This window comes from Amycolatopsis acidiphila (assembly GCF_021391495.1).
Taxonomy (GTDB): domain Bacteria; phylum Actinomycetota; class Actinomycetes; order Mycobacteriales; family Pseudonocardiaceae; genus Amycolatopsis_E; species Amycolatopsis_E acidiphila.
The window spans coordinates 4,457,327-4,474,652 of the sequence record NZ_CP090063.1; the positions used below are offsets into that span (position 1 = coordinate 4,457,327).

General features: G+C 70.6%; 18 protein-coding genes. 9 read left to right on the forward strand and 9 right to left on the reverse strand.

Annotated features, from left to right (window positions below; all coding sequences use genetic code 11):
- Positions 1–2 precede the first annotated feature (2 nt).
- The 9 genes from LWP59_RS21695 to LWP59_RS21735 all read right to left on the reverse strand — a co-directional run bounded on the left by LWP59_RS21695 (position 3) and on the right by LWP59_RS21735 (position 7,843).
- Entirely contained in the window at positions 3–953 is a 951-nt protein-coding gene (locus tag LWP59_RS21695) for a VOC family protein (protein ID WP_144642192.1), read from the reverse strand.
- 24 nt (positions 954–977) lie between these two features.
- Entirely contained in the window at positions 978–1,751 is a 774-nt protein-coding gene (locus LWP59_RS21700; protein ID WP_229857223.1) for an IclR family transcriptional regulator, read from the reverse strand.
- A gap of 16 nt (positions 1,752–1,767) precedes the next feature.
- Complete coding sequence (locus LWP59_RS21705; protein WP_144642191.1) at positions 1,768–2,739, reverse strand: PDR/VanB family oxidoreductase; 972 nt, start codon at positions 2,737–2,739, stop codon at positions 1,768–1,770.
- Positions 2,736–2,951, reverse strand: coding sequence for a hypothetical protein (locus tag LWP59_RS21710; RefSeq protein ID WP_144642190.1), 216 nt, complete (start codon positions 2,949–2,951; stop codon positions 2,736–2,738). Before LWP59_RS21710 ends, LWP59_RS21705 begins: the two co-directional genes overlap by 4 nt.
- Positions 2,948–3,994, reverse strand: coding sequence for an aromatic ring-hydroxylating dioxygenase subunit alpha (locus LWP59_RS21715; protein ID WP_144642189.1), 1,047 nt, complete (start codon positions 3,992–3,994; stop codon positions 2,948–2,950). Before LWP59_RS21715 ends, LWP59_RS21710 begins: the two co-directional genes overlap by 4 nt.
- Positions 3,995–4,082: 88 nt before the next feature.
- A complete protein-coding gene (locus LWP59_RS21720; RefSeq protein WP_144642188.1) occupies positions 4,083–5,594 on the reverse strand; it encodes an AMP-binding protein in 1,512 nt (503 codons plus the stop codon).
- Between the two features lie 35 nt (positions 5,595–5,629).
- On the reverse strand, positions 5,630–6,079 hold the full coding sequence (locus LWP59_RS21725; protein ID WP_144642187.1) for a MaoC family dehydratase: 450 nt from the start codon (positions 6,077–6,079) through the stop codon (positions 5,630–5,632).
- Positions 6,076–6,948 (reverse strand): amidohydrolase family protein, encoded by an 873-nt coding sequence (locus LWP59_RS21730; RefSeq protein ID WP_144642186.1) that lies wholly within the window; start codon positions 6,946–6,948, stop codon positions 6,076–6,078. The genes LWP59_RS21725 and LWP59_RS21730 overlap by 4 nt, the downstream gene beginning before the upstream one ends.
- Before the next feature lie 10 nt (positions 6,949–6,958).
- Complete coding sequence (locus tag LWP59_RS21735) at positions 6,959–7,843, reverse strand: SDR family NAD(P)-dependent oxidoreductase (RefSeq protein WP_144642185.1); 885 nt, start codon at positions 7,841–7,843, stop codon at positions 6,959–6,961.
- Positions 7,844–7,932: 89 nt separating this feature from the next.
- On the opposite strand from LWP59_RS21735, the gene LWP59_RS21740 reads away from it, so the two are divergent.
- The 9 genes from LWP59_RS21740 to LWP59_RS21780 all read left to right on the forward strand — a co-directional run bounded on the left by LWP59_RS21740 (position 7,933) and on the right by LWP59_RS21780 (position 17,322).
- Entirely contained in the window at positions 7,933–8,412 is a 480-nt protein-coding gene (locus LWP59_RS21740) for a MarR family winged helix-turn-helix transcriptional regulator (RefSeq protein WP_229857222.1), read from the forward strand.
- 139 nt (positions 8,413–8,551) lie between these two features.
- Complete coding sequence (locus LWP59_RS21745; RefSeq protein ID WP_186383381.1) at positions 8,552–11,167, forward strand: MFS transporter; 2,616 nt, start codon at positions 8,552–8,554, stop codon at positions 11,165–11,167.
- Entirely contained in the window at positions 11,164–11,946 is a 783-nt protein-coding gene (locus tag LWP59_RS21750; protein ID WP_229857221.1) for an MSCRAMM family protein, read from the forward strand. The genes LWP59_RS21745 and LWP59_RS21750 overlap by 4 nt, the downstream gene beginning before the upstream one ends.
- Before the next feature lie 179 nt (positions 11,947–12,125).
- Entirely contained in the window at positions 12,126–13,367 is a 1,242-nt protein-coding gene (locus tag LWP59_RS21755; protein WP_144642184.1) for a sensor histidine kinase, read from the forward strand.
- On the forward strand, positions 13,364–13,807 hold the full coding sequence (locus LWP59_RS21760) for a roadblock/LC7 domain-containing protein (RefSeq protein WP_144642183.1): 444 nt from the start codon (positions 13,364–13,366) through the stop codon (positions 13,805–13,807). The genes LWP59_RS21755 and LWP59_RS21760 overlap by 4 nt, the downstream gene beginning before the upstream one ends.
- Positions 13,808–13,838: 31 nt before the next feature.
- A complete protein-coding gene (locus LWP59_RS21765) occupies positions 13,839–14,219 on the forward strand; it encodes a DUF742 domain-containing protein (protein ID WP_144642182.1) in 381 nt (126 codons plus the stop codon).
- Positions 14,194–14,808 (forward strand): GTP-binding protein, encoded by a 615-nt coding sequence (locus LWP59_RS21770; protein ID WP_144642181.1) that lies wholly within the window; start codon positions 14,194–14,196, stop codon positions 14,806–14,808. Before LWP59_RS21765 ends, LWP59_RS21770 begins: the two co-directional genes overlap by 26 nt.
- A complete protein-coding gene (locus tag LWP59_RS21775; protein ID WP_144642180.1) occupies positions 14,801–16,039 on the forward strand; it encodes a styrene monooxygenase/indole monooxygenase family protein in 1,239 nt (412 codons plus the stop codon). The genes LWP59_RS21770 and LWP59_RS21775 overlap by 8 nt, the downstream gene beginning before the upstream one ends.
- A 50-nt stretch (positions 16,040–16,089) precedes the next feature.
- Complete coding sequence (locus tag LWP59_RS21780) at positions 16,090–17,322, forward strand: styrene monooxygenase/indole monooxygenase family protein (protein WP_144642179.1); 1,233 nt, start codon at positions 16,090–16,092, stop codon at positions 17,320–17,322.
- Positions 17,323–17,326: the final 4 nt, after the last annotated feature.

Genomic DNA, 17,326 nt, shown 5'->3' on the forward strand with positions numbered 1-17,326 from the left:
GCTCAGCGCGAGATCGGTTCCAGCTGCGCGAAGATCTCCTCGCGGCGGTCCTCGAACTGTTCGGGCAGCTGGAACCGCGACCCCAGCTCCTGTGGCGACTCGTCACAGGTCCAGCCGCCTTCGGCGTGCGTGACCGCCAGCTCGAACAACGCGCCGCCGGGGGTGCGCACGTACACGCTCTTGAAGTACTTGCGGTCCTTCAGCTCCGAGATGTCGGTGTAGCCCACGCCCTCGATCTCGAACTTGAGCTCGTCCTGGTTCCGCAGCGTCTCGGCGTTCCACGCGAAGTGGTGGATGGTCCCCGACCCGTAGCGCCAGGTGCCCGGCTCCTCACGGCGGTTCACCACCAGCTCGACGGCACCGCCCTGCCCGGGCCCGCCGACCGTGTGCACCACCCGGTCGCCTTCCTCCACCAGCGACTTGCCGTAGAACGAGTCCGCCAGGAACTCGACCATGTTCTCCGGGTTCGACACGTGCACGCCGACCCCGTGGATGCCGTGGATCGCGTGCTCAGCCGGCACCCCGGCGCCGGTGTGACCCTCGCGCGGATCATCGTCGACGCCGACCATCACGTACTCGATGCCGCACGGGTGCCGGAACAGCAACCGCCGCCGGCCGAACACCTCGGCATTCTCCGTCTCCACCCGGTGCCCGGACAGCCGGCGCTCCCAGTAGTCCAGCGAACCGGCCGGGACGGCCAGCTGCACCTCCCGCGCCTGGTTGGTGCCGCGGCGCCCGATGATGCCCGCCTTGGCGAACGGGAACGTGGTCAGCACCGAGCTGGGATCGCCGTTCGCGTTGCTGTAGTAGAGGTGGTAGATCGGCAGGGAACCGTCGAACAGCACCGTCTTCTTGATGAACCGAAGACCGAGGACGTCGACGTGGAAGTCGACGTCCTCCTGCGCCGAGCCGACCGACATGGTGACGTGGTGGCTGCCGTTGAGATGAGCCATCGTCCGCTCCTCACTCCGTTGTGTCTACTGCGGAAGCCCGTGCCCCAGTGCCCGCGCGATACCCCGCGCGGCGGTCTGCACCAGCGGCGCCAGCGCCGCCGGTTCCGCGCCCTGCGCGCGGACGACGAGTGACACCGCGGCGAGGACCGTGCCGTCCGCCCCGGTGATGGGCGCCGCCACCGACACGCTGTCGGTGGTGACCTGCCCGTAGCTGACCGCGTACCCGTTGCGCCGCACGGCCGCGAGCGTCTCCCGCAGCTGGGTGGAGCCGGTGACGGTCTTCTCGGTGAACGCGTGCAGCGGCGCGCCCAGGATCTCCTCCTGCACCTGCGCCGGGGCGTGCGCGAGCAGCACCAGGCCGACGCCGGTGGCGTGCAGTGCGAACCGGCCGCCCACCCTGGTCAGCACCGGCACCGCGTGCCGCCCCGCGATGCGCTCCACGAACACCAGCTCGAGGCCCTCGCGCACGGCGAGCTGCACGTTCTCGCGGGTCACCTCGTAGAGGTCCTCCAGGAACGGCATCGCGGCCTCACGCAGACCGAGCCCGCGCGGGGCGAGCGAGGCGACCTCCCACAGCCGCAGCCCGATCCGGTAGCGGCCGTCGGCGCCGCGTTCGAGCGCGCCCCAGGCGACCAGCTCGGCGGCCCGCCGGTGCGCGGTGGCCAGTGAGATCCCGGCACGGCGGGCCAGCTCGGACAGCGTCAGCGCCGGGCTCGCCGGGGTGAACGCGTCGAGCAGCGCGAGCACCTTGCTGGTGACCGAGCGGTTCGGGACCACACTGTCCTCGCCGGTGCGCACGCCTCACCTCGGCTCTCTACAGGTCCAGGACAAGCTTAGGCCCCCGGCAGCGCGACACGCAGATCATCATGGTGTCGTTCGCGGCCTGCTCCTCCTCGGTCAGCAGCGAGTCACGGTGGTCCGGCACCCCTTCCAGCACGGTGGTCTCGCAGGTGCCGCAGGTGCCCTCCTGGCACGACGAGAGCACGGTGATCCCGGCCTCCTCGACCGCGTGCAGGATCGAGTAGTCCGCCGGCACGGTGATCGTCACGCCCGACTGCGCCAGCTCGACCTCGAACGTGACCTTCTCGCCGTCGTCGGCGCCCTCCTTCGGGGAGAACCGCTCGACGTGCAGCGCGCCGGAAGGCCAGGCGGCACAACGCTGTTCGACCGCGGCGAGCAGCGGCTCGGGGCCGCAGCAGTAGACCGCGGTGCCCGCCCGCGGCTCGCCCAGCAACGTGTCCAGGTCGAGCAGGCCGGTCTCGTCCTGCGGGAAGACGCCGACGCGGTCGCCGTAGCGCTCGGACAGTTCCTCGCGGAAGGCCATCGAACCGCGCGACCGTCCACCGTAGACCAGCCGCCAGTCCGCGCCGCGCGCCTGCGCCGCGGCGATCATCGGCACGATCGGCGTGATGCCGATCCCGCCGGCGATGAACAGGTACCGCGGCGCGTCCACGAGCGGGAAGTGGTTGCGGGGACCGCGGATCCGCAGCCGGTCCCCGTCGGCGAGCGCTTCGTGCACGTGCCGCGAACCGGCGCGCCCGCCGGGCTCGCGCAGCACGGCGACCTGCAGGACCGACCGGTCCGCGGGGTCGCCGCACAGCGAGTACTGGCGCACCAGGTCCGGGCGCAGCACCAGATCCAGGTGCGCGCCCGGCTCCCACGGCGGCAGCGGCTCGCCCTCGGGGTGGCGCAGCGTCAGCCGCAGCACGCCGTCGGCGAGGACTTCCTTGCGGGCCAGCAGGACGTCGAGCTCCAGCTCGGTCCGCGGCGTGGTCGGGGCACTCATGAAACTCCTGCGAGGTGTCGTTCGGGTGCGGGCGGTGCGGGCCGCGGCGCGTGGCCGTCGGGATGGCCCAGCAGCCACTCCCACAGCTCGACCGGGTCCTCCGACTCGTGCTCGGCGCCGCAGTGGCAGACGCCGACGAGCACGTCGGTACCGAGCTTCCAGTGGACGCGGTACACGGTGTCGCCGTGCAGCATCTGCACGCGGCCGGTCATTTCGCGGGGACCTTCGCCGCTTCGCCCGCCATCTTCTTGAGGATGCGGCGCGCGGCCAGTGCGCCGGTGTCGATGTTCACCGACAGCTCCTGGTAGCCCTCGGGCTCGGCCTGGATGACCTGCTCCAGGATGTCGAGCGCCTCGACGTCCTGGAGCACCACGGTGCGGTTGTTCTCGGCGAGGAAGTCCGTCACGCCCTGGTCCTCCAGCGCGAAGTCCCTTGCCACGGCCCAGAAGTCGTGGGTGCTGCTCTCGGTCTCCGGGGTGATCGCGTAGACGACCTCGACGTGGAAGCCGTTCGGGTCGCTGCCGTCGGGCTCGGGCAGCACGCCCACCGGCGCGATCCGGCTGTGCAGCAGGTACAGGCACGGCGGGTGGTACTCGATGTCCTGCCAGCGCGTGATGCGGCCCTCGACGCCCGTCGACTTCGCGTAGAACGGCGGGCAGGCCGCGTCGTCCATGTGGCGGCTGACGTAGAGGATCCGGTGCTCTTCGTCGACCTCGGTGGTGATCGGCGTGTCCGCGACCTCCGGCGTGCCGATGTAGCCGCCGTGCAGGTAGGTCTCGTGCGAGAGGTCGAGCAGGTTGTCCACCAGCAGCTCGTACCGCGCCTTGAGCGGCTCCAGCCCGCCCACCGTGGTGTAGGCGGGGTCGGCCAGCCACGGCGCCCGCGGGATCAGCCCCGGGTCCGCCAGGTCCTTCTCGCCGATCCACACCCACACGAAGGAGTCCTGCTCGACGACCGGGTACGCGGGCACCCGTGCGGTGCGCGGGATCCGGGCCTGTCCGGGCACGAACACGCACGTCCCGCCCTGGTCGTAGGTGAACCCGTGGTATCCGCACACGACCTTGTCGCCGTCGAGGCGGCTCTCGGACAGCGGGTAGCGGCGGTGCACGCAGCGGTCGGCCAGGCCCACGACCTCGCCGGCCTCGGTGCGGTAGAACACGATCGGCTCGCCGAGGATCGTACGGGCCAGCAGCTCGCGCCCGACCTCTTTGCCGTAGGCCGCCACGTACCACTGGTTACGCACGAACGAACTCATCTGCGGCTCCTCTGGGGGTAGATGCGACGGTTTCACTGTCGCCGCCGCCACACCGCCGCGACCAGCAGTCTTTTCAGCTGCTGAAAACTTATTTGAGGAGCCGCCGCAGGATCTTCCCGGTCGGGGACTTGGGGATCTCGCCGACGAACTCGACGAACCGCACCTTCTTGTAGGGCGCGACGCGCTCGGCGACGAATGCCATGAGCGCGTCCGCGTCGACCGGGCGCGCGGTCACCACGAAGGCCTTCGGCGCCTCCCCGCCCTCGGCGTGCGGCACGCCGACGACGGCGGCGTCGAGCACGTCGGGATGGGTCAGCAGCACCGACTCCAGCTCCGCGGGCGCGACCTGGTAGCCCTTGTACTTGATGAGCTCCTTGAGCCGGTCGACCACCCAGAACACGCCGTCGGCGTCGACGCGCAGCAGATCGCCCGTGTGCAGCCAGCCGTCGGTGACCGTCGCCGCCGTCGCCGCCGGGTCGTCCAGGTACCCGGCCATCACCTGCGGGCCGCGGACGAGCAGCTCACCGGTCTCGCCCGCCGCGACGTCCTCGTCGGTGCCGGGCCGGACCAGCCGGGCCTCGGTGTTCGGCGAGAGCACGCCGATGCTGCCCGGCGGGGTCGTGGCGAAGGCGTCGTCGAACACCTGGTGCGTGCCCGGGCTCGCCTCGGTCATGCCGTAGCCCTGCCGGATCAGGCATCCCAGGCGTTTCTCCGCCCGCTCGGTCACTTCCACGTCCAGCGGCGCCGCGCCGCACAACGCGTACCGCAGCGACGAGAGGTCGTAGTCGTCGACCTCGGGCGCGGTGGCCAGGGTGAGCACCATGGGCGGGGCGAAGTAGGCGCGCGTCACGCGGTGCCCCGCCAGCGTCCGCAGGTACTCGGCGAGCTCGAACCGCGGCAGCGTGACGACGGTGGCCCCGCCGAGCAGGCCCGAGTTGAGGATGATCGTGTGCCCGTAGATGTGGAAGAAGGGCAGCACCGCCGCCTGCACGTCCTGCGGGCCGACGCGCCAGCCGGCCCGGGTCTGGGCGAGGTTGGCCACGAGGTTGCGGTGGGTGAGCCGGACGCCCTTCGCCGTTCCGGTGGTGCCGCTGGAGAACGGCAGCACCGCGACCGTCGTGGCCGGGTCCGGCCGCGGCGCGGGCGGGGTGCCGCCGGTGGGCAGCGCGGTCAGGGCGAGCACGTCCTCGACGCCGGCGCCGGCCGCGGCCTCGCGTGCCTTGTCCCTCGCCTCGTCCGAGGCGATCAGCATCTTCGCCTTGGCGGCGAGCAGCTGCCTGGTCACCTCCGGCACGGTCAGCACCGGGTTGACCGGGGTGACCGCGGCCCCGGTCGCGATCACGGCGTGCAGCGCGACCGCGTACCGCGGCTGGTTGTGGCTCATCAACGCGACGACGTCGCCGGGACCCACCCCGCGCGCGGCGAGCCCGGCCGCCGTCGCGTACACCGACGACCGCAGCTCGGCGTAGGTGATGCTCTCCCCGGTGCGGCCGTCGACCAGGGCGGGTTTGTCCCCGTACCGCCGCGCGCCGCCGATCACGTACTCGGTGAGCGTCACGTCCGGGATCTCGATGTCGGGAAGCGGGCTGCGGTGGAGCATCACTCGACTCCTCACTGAAGTCCGAGCAGCGGGAACTAGCGGTAGAAGCGGGCGAGTAGCTGTGCGACGCAGGCCGGCTTGCCCGCACCCTCGATCTCGACCACGAGATCCGCGGTGATCTGGAGGCCGTCGCCGGCGACCTCCTCGACGTCGGCGAGCCTGCCTGCCGCCCGGATCCGGGCGCCGGCGGCCACCGGTGCGGGGAAGCGCACCTTGTTCAGGCCGTAGTTGACCTTCGTGGTGACGTCCTCGACGTCGAGCAGCTCCGTCCACAGTGGAATGACCAGGGACAGCGTCAGGTAACCGTGCGCGATGGGCCCGCCGAAGGGGCCCTGCTTCGCCTTCTCGACGTCGACGTGGATCCACTGGTGGTCGTCGGTGGCGTCGGCGAAGGTGTCGATCCGGTCCTGGCTCACCGTCTTCCACCCACTGGTGCCCAGATCCGTGCCTGCGAGCTTCTTCAGCTCCTCGAACGTGGCCCTCACGCCGTCTCCTCCAGCTTCAGCACCCGCACCGCGTTGTCCTTGAGGATCTTCGGCCGCACGTGCGGCTTCAGGTCGAGCTTCGCGAAGTCCGCGAGCCACCGGTCCGGGGTGATGAGCGGGTAGTCCGAACCGAACAGCACCTTGTCCTGCAGCAAGGAGTTCGCATAGCGCACCAGCTGCGGCGGGAAGTACTTCGGCGACCAGCCCGACAGGTCGATGTAGACGTTGGGCTTGTGCGTCGCGACGGCGAGCGCCTCGTCCTGCCAGGGGAACGACGGGTGCGCCATGATGATCGTCAGGTCCGGGAACCGCACGGCGACGTCGTCGAGCAGCATCGGGTTGGACAGCGACAGCCGCACTCCCCCGCCGCCGGGCATGTTCGCGCCGATGCCGGTCTGTCCCGTGTGGAACAACGCCGGGATGCCGTACTCCTGCGCCACTTCGAGCAGCGGGTCGGCGGTGCCGTCGTCCGGCGCGAAGTCCTGGATGCTCGGGTGGAACTTCAGCCCGCGCACGCCGTGGTCCTCGACGAGCCGCCGCAGCCGCCGCGCGCCCGCCCTGCCCTTGTGCGGGTCGATGCTGGCGAACGGGATCAGCACGTCGGAGTGCTTCGCGGCGCCTTCGGCGATCTCCTCGTTCGACAGCGCCTGATGCCCGCTGAAGTACTCGATGTCCACCGTGAACACCACCGCACCGATCCGGCGTTCCCGGTAGTACGCGGCGATTTCGTCCAGGGTCGGTCGTTTCGTGCCGGCGCCGAAGTGCTTCGAAGCCGCCTCGAGGAAGTCGTCGGGCAGCGACAGGTGCCCGTGCTCGTCGGTCTCGATGTGCACGTGCACGTCGATCGCGTCGAGTTGCTGGTGATCCACGATCTTCTCCTTATTCAGCCGGCAGGTTCTCGCCCACGGTCTCGAGCTCGGCGCCGACCGTCGTGGGCCACGCTTCGGCGATCGCGTCCGCACTCCAGCCACCCTCGGCGTAGGCGGCGGCGACCTGCTTCGGATGCGACCACAGCGAGAGCCGGTCACCGCCGATGCCGATGGCCTGCCCGGTGACGCCGGCGGCCGCGTCGGAGGCGAGGAACGCCACGAGCCCGGCGGCGTCCTCGGGTGTGCCGAACGCCAGCGCCCTGCGCGCGAACGACGGCACCGGCTCACCGGCTCGCAGCGCGTCGACGTAGCCCTTGAGCCCGGGAATGGTCTCGGTCATCGCGGTGGCGGCGACCGGGACGACCGCGTTCACGGTGATCCGCGCCCTGGCCAGCTCCATCGACCAGGTCCGCGCGAACCCGACGATGCCGGCCTTGGCCGCGGAGTAGTTGGTCTGCCCGAAGTTGCCGCGCTGCCCGGCCGGGGAGCCGACCAGGATCAGCCTGCCGCCCTCGCCCTGCTCGCGCATCCGCCGCACGGCCGCGCGGGCGCAGGTGAAGGTGCCGCGCAGGTGCACGTCGACGACCGTGTCGAAGTCGTCGTCGGTCATCTTCCACAGCACCTTGTCGCGCAGCACGCCCGCGTTGGTGACCAGCACGTCGAGCCGGCCGAACTCCCCGACCGCGCGGCGCACGAGCGCTTCGGCCAGCGTGGTGCCGCCCACCGCACCGACCTCGGCGACCCCGCCGACCTCCTTGGCCGCCGCCTCGGCGGCGTCCGCGTCCACGTCGTTGACCACGACCTTCGCGCCGTTCGCGGCGAGCTCCCTGGCGTAGGCGAGGCCGAGGCCGCGCCCGCTGCCCGTCACGATCGCGACCTTGCCGGTCAGGTCCATGGGTCGAGCCTCCTCGTCGAACGTTCTGCCGAGAAGTAGATGTACTCAACAATCGTTATAACTGTCAACCATTGTTTCCGTCATGTGGTTTGCTGGCAGAATGGGCTCGCAGCTCACGGGGAGGAGGAGTCATCGGCACTTCGGGGAACGGCACCCGCCCCACGCTCGACACGGACGCGGGGTTCCTGCTGGCGCGCGCGGGGGGCAAGGCCATCCGGGCGGTCAACCGGGCGCTCGAGCCGTTCGGCCTGCGCACCCGGCACTTCACCGTGCTGATGGCGGCCGCGGAGCACGGCGGGCTGTCCCAGCGAGAGCTCGGCGACCTGCTGGGCATCGACCCGAGCGCGGTCGTGGCACTCGTGGACGACCTGCAGCGGGCGGGCCTCGTCCGCCGCGACCCGCACCCGGAGGACCGGCGCACCCGGCTAGTGGTGCTCACCGGCGTGGGCGAGAAGACGTTCGACCAGGCGACGGAGGTGGCGCTGAAGGTCGAGGACGAGGCCTTCGCCCCGCTCGACGCCGGCGAGCGCGCCACCCTGATCGAGCTGCTGCGGCGCATCGCGCGCTGACCCGCCGTGTCTGCTGCGACATGGATCACGTCATCTCAATCGGTGAGCCTTGTCGCCCTATCGGGGGAAAATCAGTTAGCATAGGTCAACTAATTTTCCTCTTAGGTCAATGGCGACGTGAGCTTCCCTGGTTGGAGTGATGGAAGTGCAGTCTGCCCAGCAGACGGTGGACGCCCCGGTCGAACCGCGCCGGCACAAGCGCACCTGGTCGGTCGACGAGCTCGGCCCGCGGTACAAGTGGATCGCGTTGTCGAACACGACGCTCGGCATGCTGATGGCCACGATCAACTCCTCGATCGTGCTCATCGCGCTGCCCGACATCTTCCGCGGCATCCACATCAACCCGCTCGAGTCGAGCAACACCAGCTACCTGCTGTGGATGATGATGGGCTTCCTCGTCGTCACCGCCGTGCTGGTGGTGGGCTTCGGGCGGCTGGGCGACATGTACGGCCGCGTCCGGATGTACAACCTCGGCTTCGCGGTCTTCGCGATCTCCTCGGTCCTGCTCGCGGTCACCTGGATGGACGGGAGTACCGCCGCGATCTGGCTGATCGGCTGGCGGGTGGTCCAGGGCATCGGCGGCGCGTTCCTGATGGCCAACTCCAGCGCCATCCTCACCGACGCCTTCCCGGTCCGCCAGCGCGGTCTGGCCCTGGGCATCAACGGTGTCGCCGCGATCGCGGGCTCGTTCCTCGGCCTGGTCATCGGCGGGCTGCTCGGCCCGGTCGAGTGGCGGCTGGTCTTCCTCGTCTCGGTGCCGTTCGGCATCTTCGGCACCATCTGGGCCTACCTCAAGCTGCACGACACCAGTGAGCGCCACCGCGCCAAGATGGACTGGTGGGGCAACGTCACCTTCGCGGTGGGCCTGATCGCCCTGCTCGTCGGCATCACCTACGGCATCCAGCCCTACGGCGGCCACACCATGGGCTGGACCAGCCCGTTCGTGCTCTCCTGCCTCATCGGCGGCGCGGTCGTGCTGATCATCTTCGGGATCATCGAGACCAGGGTCGCCAACCCGCTGTTCAACCTGTCACTGTTCAAGATCCGCGCGTACAGCTTCGGCAACGCGGCGAACCTGCTCGCCTCGCTCGGCCGCGGCGGGCTGCAGTTCGTGCTGATCATCTGGCTGCAGGGCATCTGGCTGCCCCAGCACGGCTACAGCTTCGAGCAGACGCCCCTGTGGGCGGGTATCTACATGCTGCCGATGACGGTCGGCTTCCTCATCGCCGCACCGATCTCGGGCGTGGTCACCGACCGGATCGGCGGCCGCGCGCTGGCGACGGCGGGCATGATCGCGACCGCGGTGAGCTTCCTGCTGCTGGAGATGCTGCCGGTCAACTTCAGCTACTGGGCCTTCGCGGCGATCCTGCTGCTCAACGGACTCGGCATGGGCCTGTTCGCCTCACCGAACCGGGCCGACGTGATGAACAGCCTGCCCGCGAACGCCCGCGGTGCCGGCGCCGGTATGACGGCCACCTTCCAGAACTCCGCGATGGTGCTCTCGATCGGCTTCTTCTTCAGCCTGATGATCGCCGGGCTGTCCAACCACCTGCCCTCGGCGCTGCAGCAGGGCCTCACCGCGCACGGCGTGCCCGCCGCCGCGGCGAACGGGATCGCCGCGCTGCCGCCGGTCGGGGTGCTGTTCGCGGCGTTCCTGGGCTACAACCCGATCCAGCAGCTGCTCGGGCCGGTGCTGGGCCAGCTGCCGCCCGACCAGGCCTCGTTCCTCACCGGCCGCAGCTTCTTCCCGAACCTGATCTCGCAGCCGTTCTCCGACGGTCTCACCGCCGCGTTCTGGTTCGCGATCGTCGTCTGCGTCGTCGCCGCCGTGGCCTCGTGGCTGGTCGGCAAGCCGAAGCCGGCGACGGCCGGGGTGCCGCAGGAGTCGGTGGGCTCCGAACTGGCCGCGGAGGCCGGCGAGCTGGTGAACGTCGCAGGCGGGCAAGCCGCGCCACGGCGCCCGGTGCGCGCGCCGGGACGGCCCGGTGAGATCAGCGGTCACCTGCGCACACCCGCGGGTTCCGGGGTCAGCGGCGCGGTGATCACCGTGACCGGGGTGGACGGCATGCAGATCGGCCGCGCCCGCGCGGACGAGACCGGTGCCTACGCCCTCGACGGGGTCGCCACCGGCACCTACACGCTGATCGTGACCGCACCGGGCTTCCAGCCCGCCGCGGCCTCGGTCACCGTCAACGGCTTCGGCGCGGTGCACGACTTCGTGATCCTCGGCGGCGGCGTCGTCGCCGGCACCGTCCGGCGCTCCGGCGGTCTGCCGGTCGAGCACACCGCGGTGCTCGCCACCGACGCGAGCGGCCAGGTGGTCGGCCAGACCAGCACCGCGCACGACGGCAAGTTCCTGCTCACCGGCCTGCCCGCGGGCGAGGTCACCATCACGGCGAACGTCGACAACCACCGCCCGCACGCGGTGACCGTGCTCGCCGGCGCGGCGGAGCCCGCCGAGGTCGAGCTCCTGGTCGAGGCCGTCGGCGTGCTGCACGGCACGGTCACCGGCCCGGACGGGCACGGCCTGGCCAACGCGACGGTGACCGTCAGCGACAGCCAGGGCCACCCGGTCGCCATGGCGCTCACCGGCGCCGACGGCGAGTACGAGTTACGCGACCTCGAGCCCGGCGAGTACACCGTCGTCACGAGCCTGTACGAGCCCGCGGTGCGGCAGGTGGACCTCACCACGGGTGAGTCCGCGAACGTCGACGTGGACCTGGCCTCCGGCGCACGAGCGGAAACCGCGTCGTGACGGACAACGGGATCCCGCAGCAGAACCGGCACGCCGTCGAGGTCGCCGGACGCGTCTCCGACACCGACGGCGCGCCCATCCCCCGGGCCGCGGTCACCCTCGTCGACTCGGCGGGCCGCCAGACCGGCCGCACCGCCGCCGACGAGACCGGCCGCTTCCGGCTCGCGGCACCGGGCGCGGGCGCGTACGTGCTGATCACGTCCGCACCCGCGCACCAGCCCGAGGCCGCCACCGTCACGGTCACCGGCTCGCCGGTCCGGCTCGAGATCGCCCTGCGCGGCTCGGGCGGGCTGCGCGGCGTGGTCCGCGCGGCGACGACCGGCGTACCGATCATGGACGCCGCGGTCACCCTCACCGACGCGCGCGGCGACGTCGTCGACTCCCGGCTGTCCGGCCCCAGCGGCGAATACGCCTTCACGTCCCTGCCGGCCGGCACGTACGTCCTCGCGGTCAACGCGTCCGGCTACCGGCCGACCGCGGCCGCGGTGACCACCGGCGAGACCGGTGCCGCGCAGCAGGACGTGGAGCTGGCCGACGGCGCGGTGATCCGGGGCTCGGTGAACGTGCCCGACCACCCGCGACCCACCGTGACCGTCACCTTGCTCGACGACGGCGGGCACGTCGTGCGGACCACCGTCGCCGACGAGTCGGGCCGTTACTCCTTCCACGACCTCGATCCCGGCACGTATACCGTGGTCGCGACCAGCTACTCGCCCACGCGCACGACGGTGCGCATCGGTGACGGCGGTTGGACGCGGCACGACGTGCAGCTGGTGTAAGCGCTTACTCCGAGCGCTGTAAGTAATTCCGGCATATACGCTGAGTAGATAAATTGTCACTGGCTGGACACGGCGGCCAGTGTCTGATTGCATGATGCAGCCGGAGCGGGACCGAGGTCGGGGAGGTCACCGCGCCGGGTGTCAGAGACCCGTATGCGACGAGAAAGCAGTGGTAGTACATGGCTACGCGGGCTCGGGAACTGCTCATCCGGTCGCGAGCACTGCTGGACCGCTCACGTGAAGCGGCGGCACAGTTCCTCAACACCCCCCAGCACCCACCGCCCCGGTCACCGCTCGTGCTCGAGCCCGCCCCGGAGCGCACCGAACCCGTCGCCACCGGCGACACGCTGGCCGCGATCTGCGCCAACGTGGCGCTGCGCGACCTCAACCTGGTCGACTCCCTGCTCTCCCAGCTGGAGGAGATGGAGTCCAAGGAGGAGGACACCGACCGGCTGGCCGAGCTCTACAACCTCGACCACCTGGCCGCCCGGCTGCGGCGCAACGCGGAGAACCTGCGGGTGCTCGCCGGGCGCGACGCCAGCGACTCGGCACCGGAGACCTCCTCGCTCGTCGACGTGATCCGCGCGGCCATGTCCTCGATCGACCACTACTCGCGCGTCACGATCGGCCGCGTCGTCTCGCTCGGCGTCGTCGGCTTCGCCGCCGAGGACCTGAGCCGGCTGGTGGCCGAGCTGCTGGACAACGCGACGAAGTCCTCGCCGCCCAACGCCCCGGTGCGCGTCAGCGCGCATCTGACCGAGCAGGGCAGCGTGCTGGTGCGGATCGAGGACGAGGGCATCGGCCTGCCGCCGGAGCGGCTGCACGAGCTCAACGACCGCCTCGCCGACGTGCCGGTCCTCGACGACTCGGCGGTCCGGCACATGGGCCTCGCCGTGGTGCGCCGGCTGGCCGCCCGGCACGAGCTGAAGGTGTGGCTGGACCGCCGTGTCCCGCACGGCACCACCGCCTCGGTGCTGCTGCCGGCCCCGGTCGTCAGCGAGCTGCCCGAGGCCAGCTGGTCCGGCGCGCAGACGGTGAGCTTCCCGGCGGCCGGCGGCGAGGGCGCGAGCTCCTTCTCCCCCGAGACGCCTGCGCACGCGATGGCCTCGGGCCTGCCCAAGCGCAGCGCGACCGCCACGGCGCCACCCGTGCCGCCGTCGCCGCGGCCCCGGCCGCCCGCCGAGCCGGTCATCGGCGGCACCACGCCCAGCGGGCTGCCCCGCCGGGTCTCGCACAGCATCAAGGGCCCCAACGGCCACCAGGCCCCGCCCGCGCCGACGGCCGACACCGACGCGGACCGCAAGGCCGGGCACGACAAGCTGCTCGCCGACCTCGGCGCGTTCTCCGACGGGGAGCGTGCCGCCAGGGAGGACCAGCAGGACCAGCACGACACGGATGCAGGCGAGGGAAAGCAGCAGTGACGTCGAGCGACCACCGGCAGCCCGACCAGGACTTCTCCTGGCTGATCAACGATTTCGTCCGCAAGGTGCACGGCGTCAGCCACGCCCTGATCATGTCCTCCGACGGGTTCCCGCTCACCGCGTCGGACGCCATGACCACCACCGAGAGCGAGCAGCTCGCGGCGATCGCCAGCGGCCTGCTCAGCCTCGCGGGCAACAGCGCGAGCCTGTTCGACAAGGGCAGCTGTGAGCAGATCATCATCCGGCTCTCGCAGGGCTACTTCCTGTTCATGGGCATCGACACCGGGGCGGGCCTGGCCGTGCTGACCGGCTCCGACTGCGACATGAAGGTCGTCGCCTACGAGATGACCCAGTTCGTCACCAGCGCGGGACACGCGCTGACCCCCGAGACACGCGCCGATCTGCGTCGCGTGCTCACGGCCCGCCGCCCGCTCGGATAGCCAGGCACTGCCCGAAAAGGAAGTGATCACGATGTCCCAAGATCCGGGCCCGGGCCAGGCGGTGAAGAAGCCGCGCAGCAAGCGGATCCGCCCGTACACGCTCACCGGCGGGCGCACGCGTGGCCGGCACCAGCTGCTGGTGGAGACCCTGATCTCGGTGCCCCGCTACGATCCGGCGCTGTCGGACAAGCTGATGCCCGAGTCGAAGGCGCTCTACGAACGCGCCCGGTCGCAGGTGTCGATCGCCGAGCTGTCGTCCCTGCTGTCCATCCCGCTGGGTGTCGTGCGGGTGCTGGTGAGCGACCTGGCCGCACAGGGCGCGGTGTTCATCCACCCGACCGCACACGCGTACCACCATGATCGGAACGTGCTCGAGAGGATCCTCAATGGGCTCAAGCAGCTTCCCGTCTGATCCCGGCCTGCTCACGATCTCCGCGAAGATCGTGGTCGCCGGCGGGTTCGGCGTCGGTAAGACGACGCTCGTCGGGTCGGTGTCCGAGGTTCCCCCGCTCAACACCGAGGCCTGGATGACCGAGGCGAGCGAAGGCGTCGACGACCTGCCGCCCGACGGCACCAAGACCACCACCACAGTCGCGATGGACTTCGGCCGGATCTCGCTGTACCCGGACCTGATGCTGTACCTGTTCGGCACGCCGGGCCAGTCGCGGTTCTGGTTCCTGTGGGACGACCTCTCGCGCGGCGCGCTCGGCGCGATCGTGCTGGTCGACACCCGCAGGCTCGACCAGTCCTTTGCTGCCATCAACTACTTCGAGAACGATTCGGAGCTGCCGTTCATCGTGGCGGTCAACCTGTTCGACGGCGAGCTCGCCCACGACCTCGCCGAGGTCCGGGAGGCGCTCGCCCTGCGGCCCGAGATCCCGCTGATCACGTGCGACGCGCGCAAGCCCGCGTCCGCCGTCGCGGCCCTGCAGGAACTGGTGTCCCACACGCTCTCGCTGGCGGAGGTTTCGGAGTCCGGGAGGATTCGCGCGAATGCCTAAGGTCCTGATCGTGGGTGCCGGCCAGTCCGGCCTGCAGCTGGCGCTCACCCTGCGGGAGCACGACTACGACGTGACAGTGATGTCGGCCCGCACGCCCGAGGAGATCCGCGGTGGCCGGGTGATGTCCACCCAGGCCATGTTCCACCAGGCGCTGCAGCACGAGCGCGACCACGGGATCAACCTGTGGGAGAAGGGCACGGTGCGCATCGAGGGGCTGGGCGTCTCGATCGGCGGCCCCGACGGCGACCGGGTGATGGACTGGTTCGGCCGCCTCGACCACTACGCGCAGTCGGTGGACCAGCGCGTCAAGATGGCGGGCTGGCTGGAGCTGCTGGAGTCCCGCGGCGGGAAGGTCGTCATCCACGGCGTCACCACCGCCGACCTCGACGCGCTGCCCCAGCACTACGACCTCGTGATCGTGGCGGCGGGCAAGGGCGAGCTGGTCCAGCTGTTCGACCGCGACCCCTCCCGGTCCCCCTACACACAGCCGCAACGCGCGCTGTCCGTGGCGTACGTGCACGGTGTCGGGCCGCGGCCGGAGCACCCGGACTCACCCGGCGTGCGGTTCAACATCGCACCGGGCGCGGGCGAGCTGTTCATGATCCCCGCGTACACCCTGAGCGGGAACTGCGACATCCTGTTCTTCGAAGGGATCCCCGGCGGCCCGCTCGACTGCTGGGGCGACCAGCCAGGACCGCAGGAGTTCCTCGACCGCATGCTCGGGCTGATCCGGCAGTACATGCCGTGGGAGTACGAGCGCTGCCGCAACGCGGAACTGACCGATGCGAAGGCCACGCTCGCCGGCGGCTACACGCCCGTCGTGCGCCGTCCGGTCGGGGAGCTGCCCTCGGGTGCGTTCGTGCTGGGCATGGCCGACGTCGTGGTGGCCAACGACCCGATCACCGGGCAGGGCTCGAACAACGCGTCCAAGTGCGCGGCGTCCTATTTGGACAGTATACTCGCGCACGGGGACAAACCGTTCGACCGCGAATGGATGCAGGCCACGTTCGACAGTTACTGGGAGAACGCGCAGCACTCGACGGCCTGGACCAACGCGATGCTGCAGCCGCCGCCACCGCACGTGCAGCGGATCCTCGGTGCGGCACAGGCCAACGACGAGGTGGCCCGCAGGTTCGTCAACGGCTTCTCCGACCCGACCGACTACCAGCACTGGTTCCTGGACCCGGTGAAGGCCGACGAATACCTCACCGGTCTGGGCATTCCCTCGTAGCCGGCGCCGCCCGGGGGTAAGATCACCGCGGTCTCGGAAAGGGCTTTCTCATGCGTAGAATCCTGATCGTCGGTGCCGGGCAGTCCGGGCTGCAGCTGGCCCTGACCCTGCGGGCCCACGACTACGACGTGACGCTGATGTCGGCGAAGACGCCCGACGAGATCCGCGGCGGCTGGGTCACCTCGACCCAGTGCATGTTCGCGGACTCGCTGAGCATCGAGCGCAAGCACGGGCTGAACCTGTGGGACGACGTGGCTCCCGCGGCCGGGGGCCAGGGCGTCTCGATGCCGGGCCCGGACGGCGAGCGCGCGCTCAACTGGCTGGGCAAGTGGGAGGCAGGCCCCGCGCAGTCGATAGACCAGCGGGTGAAGATGTCCACCTGGCTGGAGCTGCTGGAGGACCGCGGCGGCAACGTGATCATCCACGGGGTGACCACCGCCGACCTCAACTCGCTCGCGCGGATGTACGACCTGGTGATCGTGGCGGCCGGCAAGGGCGAGCTGGTCCAGCTGTTCGACCGCGACCCGTCGCGATCCCCTTTCAGCAAGCCGCAACGCGCGCTGTCGGTGTCCTATGTGCACGGTACGGAGTCCCGGCCGGAGACGCCGGGCGCCGTGGACGTGTGGGTGAACCTGGTGCCCGGGATCGGCGAGCACATCTCGATTCCCGGCTACACGCTGTCCGGCCCGTGCCAGATCCTCTACGTGTCCGGGATTCCCGGCGGCCCCCTGGACGTGTTCTCGGACCGGCCCGCCGCCGACGAGCAGTTCCGGCGGCACCTGGAGCTGTTCAAGCAGTACCTTCCGTGGGAGTACGAGCGCTACCGCAACGCGGAGATCACCGACTCGAAGGGCGTCCTCACCGGCGGGTACGCCCCGGTGGTGCGGCACCCGGTCGGCGAGCTGCCCTCGGGTGGACTGGTGCTGGGCATGGCGGACGTGGTGGTGGCGAACGACCCGGTGAGCGGTCAGGGCGCCAACAACGCCGCGAAGTGTGCCGAGTCCTACCTCGCGAGCATCCTGGAGCACGGGGACAAACCGTTCGACCGCGAGTGGATGCAGACCACCTTCGACACGTACTGGGAGTACGCCCAGCACGTGACGCGGCTGACGAACACGATGCTCGTGCCGCCCCCCGAGCACATCCAGAAGATCCTCGGCGTGGCGCAGACGAACCAGAAGGTGGCCAACCGCTTCGCGAACGGCTTCAACAACCCGCCGGACATGGCGGACTGGTTCTTCGAGCCCGACAAGGCGGAGGCCTACCTGACGAGCGTCGCCTGAGCGC